Raw genomic sequence first — 16,517 nt, forward strand, 5'->3', positions numbered from 1 at the left:
ATGCGCAGGTTTTTTTTTGCCCGGTTTTAGCTATCGCTCCTGCTGCACTTCTCGTGTAATCTGCCACCATTTAAAGAACATCCCACTCTGGCTGGCAAAGGGAGTTGAAATGCTTTTTGGGTTCTTCCGTACACTCTTTCGTATCCTCTTTCGCATTCGCGTCACCGGTGATACCCAGGCGCTAAAAGGCGAGCGCGTTCTTATCACCCCAAACCACGTTTCCTTTATTGATGGCATTTTGCTGGCGCTATTTTTGCCCGTGCGTCCGGTTTTTGCCGTTTATACCTCTATCAGCCAGCAGTGGTTTATGCGCTGGCTGGCGCCACTGATTGATTTCGTTCCACTCGACCCGACAAAACCGATGATGATTAAACATCTGGTACGTCTGGTTGAGCAGGGGCGGCCGGTGGTGATTTTCCCGGAAGGGCGCATCTCTGTGACCGGGTCGCTGATGAAAATCTACGATGGCGCGGGGTTTGTGGCAGCGAAATCGAAAGCAACCGTTGTCCCGCTGCGTATTGAAGGGGCGGAACTGAGCCATTTCAGCCGCCTGAAAGGGTTGGTAAAGCAGCGCCTGTTTCCGAAGATTACCCTGCATATTCTGCCGCCGACCACGTTGCCGATGCCGGATGCGCCACGTGCGCGTGACCGCCGTAAAATTGCGGGTGAAATGCTGCACCAGATAATGATGGAAGCGCGCATGGCGATCCGCCCACGCGAAACGCTCTACGAATCATTGTTGTCGGCGCAACATCGTTATGGTGCGAAGAAAAACTGCATTGAAGACATCAACTTTACGCCAGATACCTACCGCAAGCTGTTGACCAAAACGCTGTTTGTTGGCCGTATTCTTGAAAAATACAGTCAGAAAGGCGAAAAAATTGGCCTGATGTTGCCTAACGCCGGTATCAGTGCGGCGGTGATTTTTGGCGCTGTCTCCCGCGGCCGCATTCCGGCAATGATGAACTATACGGCGGGCGTTAAAGGGCTGACCAGCGCCATCATGGCGGCGCAACTTAAAACCGTCTTTACCTCGCGTCAGTTCCTCGATAAAGGCAAGTTATGGCATCTGCCGGAACAGCTGACTCAGGTTCGCTGGGTATTCCTGGAAGATCTCAAAGCAGATGTGACGACGGGCGACAAGCTGTGGATCTTTGCCCACCTGCTGATGCCACGCCTGGCGCAGGTAAAACAGCAGCCGGAAGACGCGGCGATTATCCTCTTTACCTCTGGCTCTGAAGGGAACCCGAAAGGGGTCGTTCACAGCCACAAGAGCATTCTGGCTAACGTCGAGCAGATCAAAACCATTGCAGACTTTACGGCCAATGACCGCTTTATGTCGGCGCTGCCACTGTTCCACTCCTTTGGCCTGACGGTCGGGTTGTTTACGCCGCTGCTGACTGGTGCCGAGGTCTTCCTCTATCCAAGCCCGTTGCATTATCGCATTGTGCCGGAACTGGTGTATGACCGTAACTGCACGGTGATTTTCGGGACATCCACTTTCCTCGGAAACTACGCCCGTTTTGCCAATCCTTATGACTTCTATCGCGTGCGTTATGTGGTTGCCGGAGCGGAAAAACTCCAGGACAGCACCCGTCAGATTTGGCAGGACAAGTTTGGTCTGCGCATCCTGGAAGGCTACGGGGTGACGGAGTGCGCGCCGGTGGTGTCTATCAACGTGCCGATGGCCTCAAAACCCGCCACCGTTGGGCGTATCCTGCCAGGCATGGACGCACGTTTGCTGGCTGTACAGGGGATTGAAGACGGTGGTCGCTTACAGCTGAAGGGGCCAAACGTGATGAACGGGTATCTGCGAGTCGAGAACCCGGGCGTGCTGGAAGAGCCAACGGCGGAAAACATCGACGGCGTTGTTGAATCAGGCTGGTATGACACCGGCGATATCGTTCGTTTTGACGAACAAGGCTTTGTGCAAATCCAGGGTCGGGCAAAACGCTTTGCCAAGATAGCAGGCGAGATGATTTCTCTGGAGATGGTCGAGCAGCTGGCGACGGCGGTTTCTGCCGACAAACTTCACGCGACGGTCGTGAAAAGCGATGCCAGCAAAGGTGAAGCGCTGGTGCTGTTCACGACGGATAGCGAACTTAAGCGCGAACAGTTGCTACGCCATGCCCGTGAACACGGCATTCCTGAACTGGCCGTGCCACGTGATATCCGTTATCTGAAACAATTGCCGGTACTGGGCAGCGGTAAACCCGATTTTGTCACCCTGAAAGGGATGCTTGAAGAGGCGGAACAGCAGAATGCGTGAGTCAGTGCACACTAACACCTCAATCTGGTCTAAAGGCATGATGGCAGTGATTGCTGCCCAGTTCCTGTCAGCCTTTGGCGATAACGCCTTGCTGTTTGCCACCCTGGCACTGCTGAAAGCGGAGTTCTACCCCGACTGGAGCCAGCCGATCCTCCAGATGGTGTTTGTGGGTGCTTACATTGTTTTTGCCCCCTTTGTGGGACAAGTGGCGGACAGTTTCCCAAAAGGCCGGGTCATGATGTTCGCCAACAGCCTCAAGCTGCTGGGCGCAGCCAGTATCTGTTTTGGTTTCAACCCGTTTATCGGCTATACGCTGGTGGGCATTGGCGCGGCGGCCTATTCTCCGGCGAAGTATGGCATCCTGGGTGAACTGACCACCGGTGACAAGCTGGTGAAAGCCAACGGCCTGATGGAGTCCTCAACGATAGCCGCTATTCTGCTCGGCTCTGTAGCGGGTGGTGTGCTGGCCGACTGGCATGTGCTGGCAGCGCTCGGCATTTGCGCGGTGGTATACGGCGGCGCGGTAGTGGCGAACCTGTTTATCCCGAAACTGGCCGTGGCAAGACCCGGGCAATCCTGGCGCTTTACGCCAATGACTGCCAGCTTCTTTAATGCCTGCCGCGTGCTGTGGCGCAACGGCGAAACGCGTTTTTCTTTAACTGGAACCAGCATGTTCTGGGGCGCGGGCGTTACGTTGCGCTTCCTGCTGGTACTGTGGGTTCCGGTGTCGTTGGGGATCACTGACAATGCCACACCGACCTATCTTAACGCGATGGTGGCGATCGGGATTGTGGTTGGCGCAGGCGCTGCGGCGAAACTGGTGACGCTCGACACCGTTGCACGCTGTATGCCGGCGGGGATAATGATAGGCGTTGTTGTGCTGATTTTCTCTCTGCAACATGCATTACTTCCGGCATATGTCTTGCTCATTCTGATCGGTATTCTTGGTGGTTTCTTTGTTGTACCGCTCAATGCGCTGCTTCAGGATCGCGGTAAGCAGACCGTTGGCTCGGGAAATGCTATTGCGGTGCAAAACCTGGGTGAGAACGCGGCGATGCTGCTGATGCTTGGGCTTTACTCGCTGGCGGTGAAAGTGGGTACACCGGCAGTGGCGATTGGGGTTGGGTTCGGCGCTATCTTCGCGCTGGCGATTGCCGGGTTGTGGGTCTGGCAGCGTCGGCGTTGAGTGTTGTAGGCCCGGTAAGCGTAGCGCCACCGGGCAATGGCAGGCACTGACACCGACAAAAAGCCGGGTGGCGGCTACGCCTTACCCGGCCTACGGTACTCAGCGGCGCAAAAAAAACGGCAACCTGTGTTGCCGTTTTGCGTTTATTACGGTGCCGGGTAGGTATAAATCTGATGCACCGCTTCAATTTCCGCTAACACCTCTTCGCTGAGGTTAAGATGGAAACTCTCAATGTTGGTCTTCAGCTGTTCCATAGTGGTTGCGCCCAGCAGGGTGCTGGCAACAAACGGCTGACGACGTACGAAGGCCAGTGCCATCTGTGCCGGATCCAGCCCGTGTCGTTTAGCAATATCAACATATGCCGCGACGGCTTTTTGCGTCTGCTCGCCACTGTAGCGGGTAAAGCGGCTGAACAGGGTGTTACGCGCGCCGGCAGGTTTCGCGCCATTCAGATATTTACCGGTAAGCGTGCCAAAGCCCAGGCATGAGTAGGCGAGCAGCTCAACCTCTTCATACTGTGTCACTTCAGCCAGACCCACTTCATAGCTGCGGTTCAGCAGGCTGTATGGGTTCTGAATAGTGACGATACGCGGCAGATCGTGTTTATCCGCCAGATGCAGATAGCGCATCACGCCAAATGCCGTTTCGTTAGAGACGCCAATGTAGCGGATTTTGCCTGCGCGCTGACATTCTGCCAGGGCTTCCAGCGTTTCGAGCAGGGTAACGACTGGCGCGCTTTCGTTCCAGCTATAGCCGAGCTTACCGAAACAGTTGGTCGGGCGCTGTGGCCAGTGCACCTGGTAAAGATCGAGATAGTCGGTCTGCAGGCGCTGAAGGCTGGCATCCAGCGCGGCGCGGATGTTTTTGCGATCGAGGATCTGGTTTGGACGGATCCCGGCATCATTGTTACGCGACGGGCCGCTGACTTTAGAGGCGACAATCAGCTTTTCACGATTTCCGCGTTTTGCCAGCCAGTTACCGACGTAAGTTTCTGTTAAGCCCTGTGTTTCCGGGCGCGGAGGAACAGGGTACATCTCTGCAACGTCAATCAGGTTAATTCCCTGACTCACGGCATAATCGAGTTGCGCATGGGCATCGGCTTCGCTGTTTTGTTCACCAAATGTCATCGTGCCCAACCCCAGTTGGCTTATCTCCAGAGAGCTGTGGGGGATACGGTGATAATGCATAGCCGGCTTCCTTTACAATGGGCGTCAGGAACTCCCCGACGAAGGAATATAAACATGGCAGAGGGGAGACAAAAGGGGAAGAGAAAAATCAAAAAGGCCAGCAAGCTACTGACCTTTATCTGTTTACCGTTCGATGATTTGCGAAACTTCGTCGCGGTTGATTTGCATTTTGTTGCCTTCCTGGTCGCGATAGCTGACCAGCCCGGTATCATCATCAACTTCGGGTTTGCCGTCAGTCAGGATCATCCGGCCATCTTTGGTCGACATAACGTAATCACTGCTACAGCCCGATACTGCAAACGCTAAACCAACTGCTGAAATTAACACTGCCCATTTTTTCATCGTTATCGTCCTCACCTGGCTCGTATCAAATCATAGTGTAGTAATAACCCGATAATGCGACAGGAGAAAGCGGTAAAATCTTAAAAACCAGGTGATTGTGTTTGATACATCGCAAATTTCGTTAAAGATCTATGTTTTGAGTAAGAAATGGCGAGCAAGCAGAGCACCGGTGAAATTCTTTTTGAGATAAAAGCCCCGAGGCAGCGTCAGGATCGGTTCGCCATGAGCGCCGATAGCTTCTGTGAGCGCTTTACTGTTGGCAGCTTTTGGGCGTAACTGCAAAACTTCGCCATGCCGGGCGGTAATGCGCTCAACGTGCCCGAGCACGATCATATCCATCAACTCTTCCCAGTCCAGGCACAGTTGTCTCTCTTCATCTTCATCGGGGCTCCACAACAGCGGCGCACCGACACGGCGCTCAGCGAGCGGAATTTGCCTGTCGCCTTCTACAGGAACCCACAGCACGCGTTTCAGTTTATGGCGTACATGGCTGGTTTCCCACGTTACGCCTGTATTGCCGGTTAACGGCGCTACGCACACAAAAGTGGTTTCCAGCGGCTTTCCCTGGCTATCCACCGGGATCGTTTTCAGTTCAACGCCAAGTGCTGCGAAATCCTGTTCGGGTTTACTGCCCGCACTAGCCCCCAGCCACAGCTCGAGCAACATGCCAATCCAGCCTTTGTCACGTTTGAGATCGTTGGGAATGGGCAAGCCTGCCATCGCGGCCAGCTCGCCAAGCGAAAAACCCGCCAGGCGCTGTGCCTGATGCAGCAATTGGTCTTCGCTGGTGGGAGGAGAGAGCAGCGGCGTAAGCGAATGCATGAAGATAACCTTTTGATTAAAAAATGAACTAAGTTTTTGTGCCCTGTGGATAGAGTTTAACTTTTTCTGTACGAATATGCCATGTATATGATTTGTATGTGATTTTATCTTTTGTTTAGAAATCAAATGAGTGCGAAAAACAGGTTGTTCAAATCTGGTCACTGACAATAAACAGGATCTTACACCATGTTATCCACAGAAAAGTGGGATAACTGGGAATAACCCCTACTACTGTTTCAATTTACAGCCTTGACGTGCGACGAAAATCGAATTTTCACACAAATTGTGTTTAACTTATTGGCACAATCTGTGGATAAAACCGACTCTGTTCGATCTTTCATCAGTACGATGATTTCTCGTGTGATGATCATCACGTTATTGAGGTTTGATTGCATAAAAACAGCATTAATCATATGAAAAACAAAGAGTATATTTATTTCGCTTTGCAGGTGATTTCAACGTCCGATCAGGTTGTTCATCGGTAATTCCGTACTTCTTCACAACTATATCCACAGAAAAGGTGAATAAAATTGGCCTTATGGCACCTCATCTGTTTATAACTCCACTCATAATTGTGGGTTATTCAAATGTTATTAGGTTGCAGGCCTGTAAGAGAGTGGTTTACCGCCTCCCTGGAGTGTGAAACAATCATTCATATATAAGGTTTAGTTTGGGGTAGTCCGGTGATAGATGACGATGGCTACCGCCCAAACGTAGGAATTGTAATTTGTAATCGTCAGGGCCAGGTCATGTGGGCCCGGCGATATGGTCAGCACTCCTGGCAGTTCCCGCAAGGCGGGATCAATCCGGGAGAGTCCCCAGAACAAGCGATGTACCGGGAGCTGTTTGAAGAGGTCGGTTTAAGCCGGAAAGATGTTCGCATCCTGGCTTCAACCCGCAACTGGTTGCGTTACAAGTTACCGAAACGTTTGGTGCGATGGGACACAAAGCCGGTTTGTATCGGCCAGAAACAGAAGTGGTTTCTATTGCAGTTGGTGGGCAACGATTCAGATATCAATATGCAAACCAGCAGTACGCCGGAGTTTGATGGCTGGCGCTGGGTGAGCTACTGGTATCCTGTTCGTCAGGTCGTGTCCTTTAAGCGCGATGTTTACCGTAGGGTGATGAAAGAGTTCGCAAGTGTGGTGATGTCGCTTCAGGAGACACCTCCTAAGCCGCAAAGCGCACCTGCCTGGCGACGTAAAAGAGGTTAAGCTACGCAAATCATGCTCACCCGCTTGCGAGAAATAGTCGAAAAGGTGGCCAGCGCGCCTCGTCTTAACGAGGCGCTGAACATTCTGGTAACTGACATCTGTCTTGCGATGGAGACCGAGGTTTGTTCGGTGTATCTGGCCGACCATGACCGGCGTTGCTATTACCTGATGGCGACCCGTGGTTTGAAAAAACCACGCGGACGCACCGTTACGCTCGCATTTGATGAAGGTATTGTCGGCCTGGTAGGTCGGCTTGCCGAACCCATCAACCTGGCCGATGCGCAAAAACACCCAAGCTTTAAATACATTCCTTCCGTGAAAGAAGAGCGCTTCCGCGCGTTTCTGGGTGTGCCTATCATTCAGCGCCGTCAGCTTCTCGGCGTGCTGGTTGTTCAGCAGCGCGAACTGCGTCAGTACGATGAAAGCGAAGAGTCTTTCCTCGTCACGCTGGCCACGCAGATGGCGGCCATTCTTTCACAGTCTCAGCTCACTGCACTTTTCGGGCAGTATCGTCATACCCGTATCCGCGCGCTCCCAGCTTCTCCGGGCGTTGCCATCGCCGAAGGCTGGATGGATGCCACGCTGCCGCTGATGGAGCAGGTGTACGAAGCCTCGACGCTGGATGAAGCCCTTGAACGTGAGCGCCTCACCGCGGCGCTGGAAGAGGCGGCAAATGAGTTTCGTCGCTACAGCAAGCGTTTTGCTGCGGGGGCGCAAAAAGAGACGGCTGCAATTTTTGACCTTTATTCACACCTGCTTTCCGATGCACGTTTGCGCCGGGAGCTGTTTGCCGAGGTGGATAAAGGCTTCGTTGCCGAGTGGGCCGTTAAGAAAGTTATCGAGAAATTTGCCGAACAGTTTGCCGCGCTGACTGACGGTTATCTGAAAGAGCGTGCAGGGGATTTACGTTCCCTGGGGCAGCGCCTGCTTTTCCATCTCGACGACACCATTCAGGGGGCCAATGCCTGGCCAAAACGCTTTGTGCTGGTTGCCGATGAACTCTCGGCCACGACACTCGCAGAGCTGCCGCAGGACCGGCTGGCCGGTGTGGTGGTTCGCGATGGTGCTGCCAACTCTCATGCCGCCATCATGGTGCGTGCACTCGGCATCCCGACGGTTATGGGGGCCGATATCCAGCCATCGGTGCTGCACCGACGTACGCTGGTGGTGGATGGTTATCGTGGTGAGCTGTTGGTTGATCCTGAACCCGTTCTGCTTCAGGAATACCAGCGTCTTATCAGCGAAGAGAATGAATTAAGCAAGCTGGCAGAAGATGACGTTAACTTACCTGCGCAGCTGAAAAGCGGCGAGCGGGTCAAAGTGATGCTCAATGCAGGCTTAAGCCCCGAGCATGAAGAAAAGCTCGGCAGCCGGATAGACGGTATTGGCTTATATCGCACCGAAATCCCGTTCATGCTGCAAAGCGGCTTCCCGTCGGAAGAAGAACAAGTCGCCCAGTATCAGGGCATGTTGCAGATGTTTAACGATAAACCCGTTACGCTGCGCACCCTGGATGTCGGGGCAGATAAACAGCTGCCCTACATGCCAATCAGTGAAGAAAACCCGTGCCTCGGCTGGCGAGGGATACGCATTACGCTCGATCAGCCGGAGATCTTCCTGATCCAGGTACGCGCCATGCTGCGTGCAAACGCTGCTACCGGTAATCTCAGTATCCTGCTGCCGATGGTCACCAGTATTGATGAGATCGACGAAGCCCGGCGTTTGATCGAACGCGCCGGGCGTGAAGTCGAAGAGATGATCGGTTACGCGATCCCCAAACCGCGTATCGGCGTGATGCTTGAAGTCCCGTCAATGGTCTTTATGCTGCCGCAACTGGCGAATCGCGTTGATTTTATCTCTGTCGGTACCAACGACCTGACTCAGTATATTCTGGCCGTCGATCGTAACAACACCCGCGTCGCCAGCATCTACGACAGCCTGCATCCCGCCATGCTGCGAGCGTTGTCTATGATTGCCCGCGAAGCTGACCAGTACGGGATCGACCTGCGTTTGTGTGGTGAAATGGCCGGTGATTCCATGTGTGTGGCAATCCTCATCGGACTGGGATTCCGCCATTTGTCGATGAATGGACGCTCTGTGGCGCGCGTGAAATACCTGCTACGTCATATCGAATTTGACGATGCCCGTGAACTTGCCGCACGAAGCCTCGAAGCGCAACTGGCAACCGAGGTGCGTCATCAGGTGGCTGCCTTTATGGAGCGCCGTGGTATGGGCGGGCTGATCCGCGGCGGTCGCTAAGCCATTTATCGCCCTCTTCCCGTGGAAGAGGGCATCCGGTGGCACAAAACTCTATACACATCTTTTACATCTCAGGCGCATCCTCAGCTTCAGGCTTATGCTATGATTCGCAACCTTGGAGCACCTGCCAACGGCGGGGACGCATTTTTACCGCTGTCCACTTTCAGCGGAATAACAACATCTTGTGGTGACAGATGAACAGTGGTTATCTGCATTTTCCGGAATTTGATCCGGTCATTTTCTCAGTAGGACCTGTAGCGCTTCACTGGTACGGACTGATGTACCTGGTGGGCTTTGTCTTTGCCATGTGGCTTGCGGGCCGTCGCGCCAGCCGTCCTGGCAGTGGCTGGACGAAGAACGAAGTGGAAAACCTGCTGTATGCAGGCTTCCTCGGTGTATTCCTGGGTGGCCGTATCGGCTATGTCCTGTTCTATAACCTCCCGGTATTCCTGAGCGATCCGCTCTATCTGTTCCGCGTCTGGGACGGTGGCATGTCGTTCCACGGCGGCCTGATTGGTGTGATCCTGGTGATGGTGGTCTTCGCTAAACGCACCAAGCGCAACTTCTTCCAGGTGGCTGATTTTATTGCACCGTTGATCCCGTTTGGTCTGGGAGCCGGGCGCCTTGGTAACTTCATCAACGGTGAGCTGTGGGGCCGTGTCGACCCGAGTGTCTCCTGGACCATGCTGTTCCCGGGCTCTCGTGCAGAAGATGTGGCGCTGCTGCCATCTCACCCTGAGTGGCAATCTGTTTTCGATACCTACGGCGTTCTGCCACGTCACATGTCTCAGCTGTATGAGCTGGCGCTGGAAGGCGTGGTGCTGTTTATCATCCTGAATCTGTTTATCCGCAAACCGCGCCCGATGGGGGCTGTTTCTGGCCTGTTCCTGATTGGCTACGGCGCGTTCCGTATCATCGTCGAGTTCTTCCGCCAGCCGGATGCGCAGTTTACCGGCGAGTGGGTACAGTACATCAGTATGGGGCAGATCCTCTCCATTCCGATGATTGTCGCGGGTGCCATTATGATGATTTGGGCGTATCGTCGTCGTCCACAGCAACAACTTTCCTGAGGAACCATGAAACAGTATCTTGAATTGATGAAAAAAGTGCTCGATGAGGGCACGCCGAAAAATGACCGTACCGGTACCGGCACGATCTCCATTTTTGGCCACCAGATGCGCTTCAATCTGCAAGAAGGCTTTCCACTGGTGACGACTAAGCGCTGCCACCTGCGCTCGATCATTCATGAACTGCTTTGGTTCCTGCAAGGCGATACCAACGTTGCCTATCTGCACGAAAACAACGTCTCTATCTGGGACGAATGGGCAGATGAGAACGGTAACCTCGGCCCGGTTTACGGTAAGCAATGGCGTGCATGGCCAACGCCTGATGGCCGCCATATCGACCAAATCACGACCGTAGTGAACCAGCTGAAAAACGATCCGGATTCGCGCCGTATTATCGTTTCGGCGTGGAACGTTGGCGAACTGGACAAAATGGCACTGGCGCCTTGCCATGCGTTCTTCCAGTTCTATGTCGCGGATGGAAAACTGTCTTGTCAGCTCTATCAGCGCTCCTGCGATGTGTTCCTCGGCCTGCCGTTTAACATTGCAAGCTATGCGCTGCTGGTGCACATGATGGCGCAACAGTGCGACCTGGAAGTGGGTGATTTCGTCTGGACAGGTGGTGATACCCATCTGTACAGCAACCATATGGAACAGACGCATCTTCAGCTCACCCGTGAGCCGCGCGCACTGCCGAAACTGGTTATCAAACGTAAACCAGAATCAATCTTTGACTATCGCTTTGACGATTTCGAGATTGAGGGTTACGACCCGCATCCAGGCATCAAAGCCCCTGTCGCTATCTGATAGCGCAAATCCTGACACAACCGGTGCTTATTAGCGCCGGTTTTTTTTGCCTCCGTTCTGTTTTTCGAGCCGGTATCCAGCGATTTTGCAACGCCCTGCAACAAGGTGAATTCACTGGAAAACGCCTCGTAATGCCCTGATTTCTGACTCGTCAGCCTCACTGCGCTGCACCACACTAGCGCCATGAAAAAACAGACGGGCTTTACGCTAATCGAAACCCTGGTCGCTATTTCACTGGTTGTCATTCTTAGCGCCGCCGGGCTTTACAGCTGGAACAGCTGGCAACAGCAACAGCGTTTGTGGCAAACCGCCAGCCAGGTGCGCGACTACCTTGTGTTCCTGCGCAACGATGCCAACAGGCATAACCGCGAACATAAAATTGCCCTTCAGGATAACGGGGAAAGCGGGTGTCTTTTCAGCTCAGTTGTCCCGGCCTGTGAAGCGGATGGTGTCTTTGTCCTCAAACCACTCTGGCCGGAGGTCACTATCAGTGAATTGACTCCGGCGCTTGGGTTCTATGGGCTAAGAGATACGGCATGGGCCGGGCATGTTCGGGTGAGCAGTGGTGCAGGCGAATGGCTGGTGATGGTTTCCAACACAGGCCGAATCAGGATGTGTAACACCGCCGGAGGGAGTGTATGTCGTTAAAGCAACGCGGTTTCTCGCTGACAGAAGTGCTGATTGCCATGCTGATCGGCAGCATTTTGCTGTTGAGCACTGCCCGGTTTTTACCTGGGATGCAGCGGGCTGTTCTGCTGCAATCGGGTCGACAGGAGCTTGAAGAGGAGGTCTGGCAACGGCTTTTTTCAATTGGTAAGCATCTTCAGCGAGCGGGATACTGCGCGGGGAATTGTCAGGGAGAAGGGCTGGTCATTGGCAGACAAGGGCGTTGCGTAATAGTGCAATGGGATGCGAACAGCAATGGTACCTGGGATGTGTCGGCATCGGAAAACGACAGCACGGGGTTTCGCCTGGAATCCGGTTCACTGGAAACCCTGCGCGGTGCGACATCCTGTGAAAGTAAAGGCTGGGACAAACTGACCGACCCGGACAGGCTCCTTATCCAGTCATTCGTGGTAAGCAAGCGTGAGCGTTCAGGTTTCGCTCCGGAGCTGAATATTGAGCTGACCGCCAGCCGGAAAAACGGGCTGGGCGACGCTTATCTGGCGCGCTATGGTGTGACGGGGTTTAATCTGTGAACCGACAATCCGGGGTATCTTCACTGGCTATGGTTCTGCTTTTGCTGGTGCTCGGCAGTTTGATCCTGACGGGACTAAACCAACAGCTTGAAACCTTTAGCGCACTGGTCAGTGGCGAGAGCAACGCCATTCGCCATCAGGCGGGCGTACAGTCGGCGCTGGAATGGGGAAAGGTCCAGCAATGGGCGCTACAGCCTGATGTTCAGTGCAGGCAGCCAGCGCAACAGTCACGAGTCTGTTTGCGGCTGCTGAATGACAATCAGGTGCTACTGATCGCAGGAAGCCATGACCTGCTGTTGTGGCGGCTGGGGGGCATTACCGAAGGGCGTATACGCTTTTCACCCCATGGCTGGAGTGATTTTTGCCCACTGAAGGAGAATGCACTATGTCAGTTGCCCTGAACAGACAGCAGGGGTTTAGTCTGGTTGAAGTCTTGCTGGCAATGGTACTTCTGGTGACGACCGTCACCGCATTGTCCGGTTATTACCGGGCTCTGGCGTCCCGGTTCGTGACGCTAAACCAGTATCGTCAGCTCTGGCATAACGGCTGGAATCAGTCTCAGGTCGACGTCAACGCGTTACCTGCGGGCTGGCAGGTGAGCCGGGTGCAGACATTACAGTCCGGATGTGTCAGCATCACAGCTATTATTATTTCTCCTCTGGGGCAGCGCGGTGAGATGACACGCCTGCACTGCCCGGTTAGCCAGTAGTCGGGAGCGTCTATGTTAAGGGTCTATCACTCAAATCGTCTGGATGTGCTGGAAGCGCTGATGGAATTTATCGTAGAGCGAGAGCGTCTTGACGATCCCTTTGAGCCTGAAATGGTGCTGGTGCAAAGCACCGGTATGGCACAGTGGCTGCAAATGTCCTTGTCACAGAAGTTTGGTATCGCGGCCAACATTGAGTTCCCTCTGCCCGCGAGCTTTATCTGGGACATGTTTGTTCGCGTATTGCCTGATATTCCAAAGCAGAGCGCCTTTAACAAGCAAAGCATGAGCTGGAAGCTGATGTCGCTGCTGCCTGGAATGCTGCCGCACGATGAGTTTGCTATGCTGCGCCACTACCTCACTGATGACACCGACAAGCGCAAGTTATTCCAGCTGGCGTCGCGCACCGCCGATCTCTATGACCAGTACCTGGTTTACCGTTCCGACTGGTTAATTCGCTGGGAAGCGGGTGAACTTGTGGACGGTTTGCCCGAAGCGCAAATCTGGCAGGCGCCGCTGTGGAAAGCACTGGTAGAGCATACTGAGGCTCTGGGTCAGCCGAAATGGCACCGTGCCAACTTATATGACAAGTTTATATCCATACTGGAAACGGCTTCTGAAACCCCGCCCGGCTTGCCATCGCGGGTGTTTATCTGCGGCATATCGGCCTTACCACCGGTTTACCTGGACGCCCTGAAAGCGTTAGGTAAGCATGTTGATATCCATATTCTCTTTACCAATCCGTGCCGCCATTACTGGGGCGACATCCAGGATTCGCGCTGGCTCTCACGGCTCGTTACTCGCCAAAGACGACGCATCTTTGAGGAGCGTACTGTTCCGTTGTTTAAAGACAGTGCAACCGCCTCGCAGCTTTTCGATGAAGAGGGGATTCAAAACCTGCCTAACCCTCTGCTGGCTTCCTGGGGGAAACTGGGGCGCGACTATATCCACATGCTTTCTGATATCACCTCGTCGGGTGAAGGTGACGTGGATGCATTTGCTGAAATAACGCCGGATAGCCTGCTGCACAACATTCAGTTAGATATTCTGGACTTGGAAAATCGTGCGGTCATGGGCATCACCGCGGAAGAATTTGCCCGCAGCGACAACAAAAAACGGCTGGATCCTGACGATCGCAGTATCACGGTCCATGTTTGCCATAGCCCGCAGCGTGAGGTCGAGATCCTGCACGACAGGTTACTGGCGATGTTGCAGGACGATCCAACCCTTACGCCGCGCGATATTGTTGTGATGGTGGCGGATATCGACAGCTACAGCCCATTCATTCAGGCGGTATTTGGCAGTGCAACGGGAGAACGCTATCTGCCGTATGCGATTTCCGACCGCCGTGCGCGTCAGTCTCACCCCGCATTGCAGGCCTTTGTGAGCCTGCTGTCGCTACCGGATAGCCGATTCATATCTGAAGATGTGCTGGCCCTGCTGGATGTCCCCGTACTGGCTGCGCGCTTTGACATTGACGAAGAAGGGCTGCGCTACCTTCGCCAGTGGGTTAATGAATCCGGTGTGCGTTGGGGAATCGACGACGATAACGTTCAGGAATTCGAACTCCCGCCGACAGGTCAACATACCTGGCAGTTTGGGCTGACGCGAATGCTGCTTGGCTATGCCATGGAAAGCAGCCAGGGTGAGTGGAATGAGGTGCTTCCTTATGACGAATCCAGCGGCTTAATTGCCGGGCTGGTTGGCCATCTTGCTTCACTCCTGATGCAGCTCAACCGCTGGCGCCGTGAGCTGATGCAGCCTCGTCCGCTGGAAGAGTGGCTGCCGGTATGCCGTGAGATGCTCAGTGATTTCTTCCTGCCTGACAGTGAAACCGAAGCGGCGATGGCGCTGATTGAAAAGCAGTGGCAGGCCATCGTGGATGAGGGAGTCGGCTCGCACTACACGGAAGCGGTTCCGTTATCGCTGTTACGTGATGAACTGACACAACGTCTTGACCAGGAACGTATCAGCCAGCGTTTCCTCGCAGGGCCGGTCAACATTTGTACCTTAATGCCTATGCGTTCGATCCCCTTCAAAGTGGTTTGCCTGCTGGGTATGAACGACGGCATCTATCCGCGGGCATTAGCGCCGCTCGGTTTTGATCTTATGAGCCTGCAGCCAAAACGTGGTGACCGTAGCCGCCGTGATGATGACCGCTACCTGTTCCTCGAAGCACTGATTTCCGCCCAGAGTAAGCTGTACATCAGCTACATCGGGCGTTCCATTCAGGACAACAGTGAGCGCTTCCCGTCCGTACTGGTGCAGGAACTGGTGGACTACATCGGGCAGAGCCATTATCTGCCCGGTGATGAAAAGCGCAATTGTGATGAAAGCGAGCAGCGGGTTAAAGCGCATATTACCTGTAGTCATACCCGTATGCCGTTTGACCCGCTGAACTACGGGGCAAATGAGTACAGAAGCTATGCTCGTGAGTGGCTGCCTGCGGCGAAGAAAGAGGGCGACGCACACACTGATTTTATTCAGGAACTTGAACCTCGTCCTTTTGACACGCTGACCTTTGAGCAGCTCCAGCGATTCTGGGCCCATCCGGTGCGGGCATTCTTCCAGCAACGATTGCAGGTCAACTTCCGTTCTGAAGAGAACGATATTCCGGACTCAGAACCCTTTACGCTGGATGGGCTTGAGCGCTATCAGCTCAACCTGCAGCTTTTGAATGCGCTGGTAGAGCAGGACGATGCGCGCAAACTTTTCCGCCGCTATCGTGCGGCGGGGCAGTTGCCTTATGGTGCGTTTGGCGAAATCGCCTGGGATGCGCAGTGTCAGGAGATGCAGGCCCTTGCTGAGCGCGTCATTGAATGCCGCCTGCCGGGTAAAAGTATTGAGGTCGATCTCAACTGTAACGGCGTCCAGCTTACGGGTTGGCTGCCACAGGTTCAGCAAGATGGGCTGTTACGCTGGCGACCTTCGATGCTCAGTGTTTCACAAGGATTGCAACTCTGGCTCGAACACCTTGTCTACAGTGCGGGTGGCAACGAAGGTGAAAGCCGGTTATTTGTGCGTAAAGAAGGGGAATGGCGCTTCCCGCCGATGGCTGCCAATCAGGCAATGGAATATCTCTCGATATTCATCGAAGGGTATCGACAGGGGATGACCAAACCTCTGCTGCTGCTGCCAGAAAGTGGTGGTGCGTGGATAAAAGCCTGTTATGACGCGCAGAATGATGCCATGTTAACGGATGACATTTCGCTGCAAAAAGCCCGTAGTAAATTTGTTCAGGCGTACGAAGGAAACATGATCGTGCGCGGAGAAGGGGAAGATGTCTGGTATCAACGTTTATGGCGAACGCTTGAGCCAGAATACTTCGACGCTATCACGGAAGAGGCACAGCGGTACCTGTTACCTTTGTTCAAATTTAATCAGTCCTGATGGCCGTATAAAAATTGCGCATATTTGACTGTTCATTTATTATGCAATTCCTGTCACGGACTGATGTATCAG

Annotated in this window: 14 protein-coding genes and 1 pseudogene; 11 read left to right on the plus strand and 4 right to left on the minus strand. The window is 53.8% G+C overall.

Annotated elements, in window-relative coordinates; genetic code table 11:
* Positions 1-109 precede the first annotated feature (109 nt).
* On the plus strand, positions 110-2,269 hold the full coding sequence (gene aas / locus F3J30_RS13550; protein WP_166717575.1) for a bifunctional acyl-ACP--phospholipid O-acyltransferase/long-chain-fatty-acid--ACP ligase: 2,160 nt from the start codon (positions 110-112) through the stop codon (positions 2,267-2,269).
* Positions 2,262-3,455 (plus strand): lysophospholipid transporter LplT, encoded by a 1,194-nt coding sequence (gene lplT / locus F3J30_RS13555; protein ID WP_166717576.1) that lies wholly within the window; start codon positions 2,262-2,264, stop codon positions 3,453-3,455. The genes aas and lplT overlap by 8 nt, the downstream gene beginning before the upstream one ends.
* A 146-nt stretch (positions 3,456-3,601) precedes the next feature.
* Here the strand turns inward: lplT and F3J30_RS13560 are convergent, their stop codons facing one another.
* From F3J30_RS13560 to F3J30_RS22660, 4 genes and pseudogenes are all read right to left on the minus strand, one after another.
* The gene (locus F3J30_RS13560; protein ID WP_014071603.1) at positions 3,602-4,642 is read right to left on the minus strand and encodes an NADP(H)-dependent aldo-keto reductase; all 1,041 of its coding nucleotides are present in this window, start codon (positions 4,640-4,642) and stop codon (positions 3,602-3,604) included.
* A 123-nt stretch (positions 4,643-4,765) separates the two neighbouring features.
* A complete protein-coding gene (locus F3J30_RS13565) occupies positions 4,766-4,984 on the minus strand; it encodes a YgdI/YgdR family lipoprotein (protein ID WP_014071602.1) in 219 nt (72 codons plus the stop codon).
* A gap of 129 nt (positions 4,985-5,113) precedes the next feature.
* A complete protein-coding gene (gene mutH, locus F3J30_RS13570; RefSeq protein WP_014071601.1) occupies positions 5,114-5,806 on the minus strand; it encodes a DNA mismatch repair endonuclease MutH in 693 nt (230 codons plus the stop codon).
* 154 nt (positions 5,807-5,960) lie between these two features.
* A pseudogene (locus tag F3J30_RS22660) lies at positions 5,961-6,047 on the minus strand (hypothetical protein); the annotation flags it as partial.
* Positions 6,048-6,489: 442 nt separating this feature from the next.
* Here F3J30_RS22660 and rppH point away from each other — a divergent pair.
* The 9 genes from rppH (at position 6,490) to recC (ending at position 16,445) form a co-directional block, all read left to right on the plus strand.
* Positions 6,490-7,020 (plus strand): RNA pyrophosphohydrolase, encoded by a 531-nt coding sequence (gene rppH / locus F3J30_RS13580; RefSeq protein ID WP_014071600.1) that lies wholly within the window; start codon positions 6,490-6,492, stop codon positions 7,018-7,020.
* A 12-nt stretch (positions 7,021-7,032) separates the two neighbouring features.
* Positions 7,033-9,279 (plus strand): phosphoenolpyruvate--protein phosphotransferase, encoded by a 2,247-nt coding sequence (gene ptsP / locus F3J30_RS13585; RefSeq protein ID WP_166717577.1) that lies wholly within the window; start codon positions 7,033-7,035, stop codon positions 9,277-9,279.
* 194 nt (positions 9,280-9,473) lie between these two features.
* Positions 9,474-10,349 carry a prolipoprotein diacylglyceryl transferase gene (gene lgt, locus F3J30_RS13590; RefSeq protein WP_166717578.1) on the plus strand — a complete coding sequence of 292 codons (876 nt, stop codon included), beginning with the start codon at positions 9,474-9,476 and terminating at the stop codon, positions 10,347-10,349.
* A gap of 6 nt (positions 10,350-10,355) precedes the next feature.
* Positions 10,356-11,150: a thymidylate synthase gene (gene thyA / locus F3J30_RS13595; RefSeq protein WP_166717579.1), complete on the plus strand. Its 795-nt coding sequence runs from the start codon at positions 10,356-10,358 to the stop codon at positions 11,148-11,150.
* A gap of 183 nt (positions 11,151-11,333) precedes the next feature.
* On the plus strand, positions 11,334-11,798 hold the full coding sequence (locus F3J30_RS13600; RefSeq protein ID WP_166717580.1) for a prepilin peptidase-dependent protein: 465 nt from the start codon (positions 11,334-11,336) through the stop codon (positions 11,796-11,798).
* The gene (locus F3J30_RS13605; RefSeq protein WP_166717581.1) at positions 11,789-12,349 is read left to right on the plus strand and encodes a prepilin peptidase-dependent protein; all 561 of its coding nucleotides are present in this window, start codon (positions 11,789-11,791) and stop codon (positions 12,347-12,349) included. Before F3J30_RS13600 ends, F3J30_RS13605 begins: the two co-directional genes overlap by 10 nt.
* Positions 12,346-12,750, plus strand: coding sequence for a DUF2509 family protein (locus tag F3J30_RS13610; RefSeq protein WP_166717582.1), 405 nt, complete (start codon positions 12,346-12,348; stop codon positions 12,748-12,750). The genes F3J30_RS13605 and F3J30_RS13610 overlap by 4 nt, the downstream gene beginning before the upstream one ends.
* Complete coding sequence (locus tag F3J30_RS13615) at positions 12,735-13,058, plus strand: prepilin-type N-terminal cleavage/methylation domain-containing protein (protein ID WP_014071593.1); 324 nt, start codon at positions 12,735-12,737, stop codon at positions 13,056-13,058. The genes F3J30_RS13610 and F3J30_RS13615 overlap by 16 nt, the downstream gene beginning before the upstream one ends.
* A 12-nt stretch (positions 13,059-13,070) precedes the next feature.
* Positions 13,071-16,445: an exodeoxyribonuclease V subunit gamma gene (gene recC / locus F3J30_RS13620; RefSeq protein WP_166717583.1), complete on the plus strand. Its 3,375-nt coding sequence runs from the start codon at positions 13,071-13,073 to the stop codon at positions 16,443-16,445.
* Positions 16,446-16,517 lie beyond the last annotated feature (72 nt).

This window comes from Enterobacter sp. Tr-810 (assembly GCF_011752765.1).
Lineage (GTDB): Bacteria > Pseudomonadota > Gammaproteobacteria > Enterobacterales > Enterobacteriaceae > Enterobacter > Enterobacter soli.

Excerpts from the sequence above, each read along its gene's own strand:
- ptsP (WP_166717577.1), top strand. The coding sequence starts at position 7,033 with ATGCTCACCCGCTTGCGAGAAATAGTCGAAAAGGTGGCCAGCGCGCCT.
- thyA (WP_166717579.1), top strand. The coding sequence starts at position 10,356 with ATGAAACAGTATCTTGAATTGATGAAAAAAGTGCTCGATGAGGGCACG.
- aas (WP_166717575.1), top strand. The coding sequence starts at position 110 with ATGCTTTTTGGGTTCTTCCGTACACTCTTTCGTATCCTCTTTCGCATT.
- F3J30_RS13560 (WP_014071603.1), bottom strand. The coding sequence starts at position 4,642 with ATGCATTATCACCGTATCCCCCACAGCTCTCTGGAGATAAGCCAACTG.
- F3J30_RS13615 (WP_014071593.1), top strand. The coding sequence starts at position 12,735 with ATGTCAGTTGCCCTGAACAGACAGCAGGGGTTTAGTCTGGTTGAAGTC.
- mutH (WP_014071601.1), bottom strand. The coding sequence starts at position 5,806 with ATGCATTCGCTTACGCCGCTGCTCTCTCCTCCCACCAGCGAAGACCAA.
- recC (WP_166717583.1), top strand. The coding sequence starts at position 13,071 with ATGTTAAGGGTCTATCACTCAAATCGTCTGGATGTGCTGGAAGCGCTG.
- F3J30_RS13600 (WP_166717580.1), top strand. The coding sequence starts at position 11,334 with ATGAAAAAACAGACGGGCTTTACGCTAATCGAAACCCTGGTCGCTATT.
- lplT (WP_166717576.1), top strand. The coding sequence starts at position 2,262 with ATGCGTGAGTCAGTGCACACTAACACCTCAATCTGGTCTAAAGGCATG.
- lgt (WP_166717578.1), top strand. The coding sequence starts at position 9,474 with ATGAACAGTGGTTATCTGCATTTTCCGGAATTTGATCCGGTCATTTTC.
- F3J30_RS13565 (WP_014071602.1), bottom strand. The coding sequence starts at position 4,984 with ATGAAAAAATGGGCAGTGTTAATTTCAGCAGTTGGTTTAGCGTTTGCA.
- F3J30_RS13605 (WP_166717581.1), top strand. The coding sequence starts at position 11,789 with ATGTCGTTAAAGCAACGCGGTTTCTCGCTGACAGAAGTGCTGATTGCC.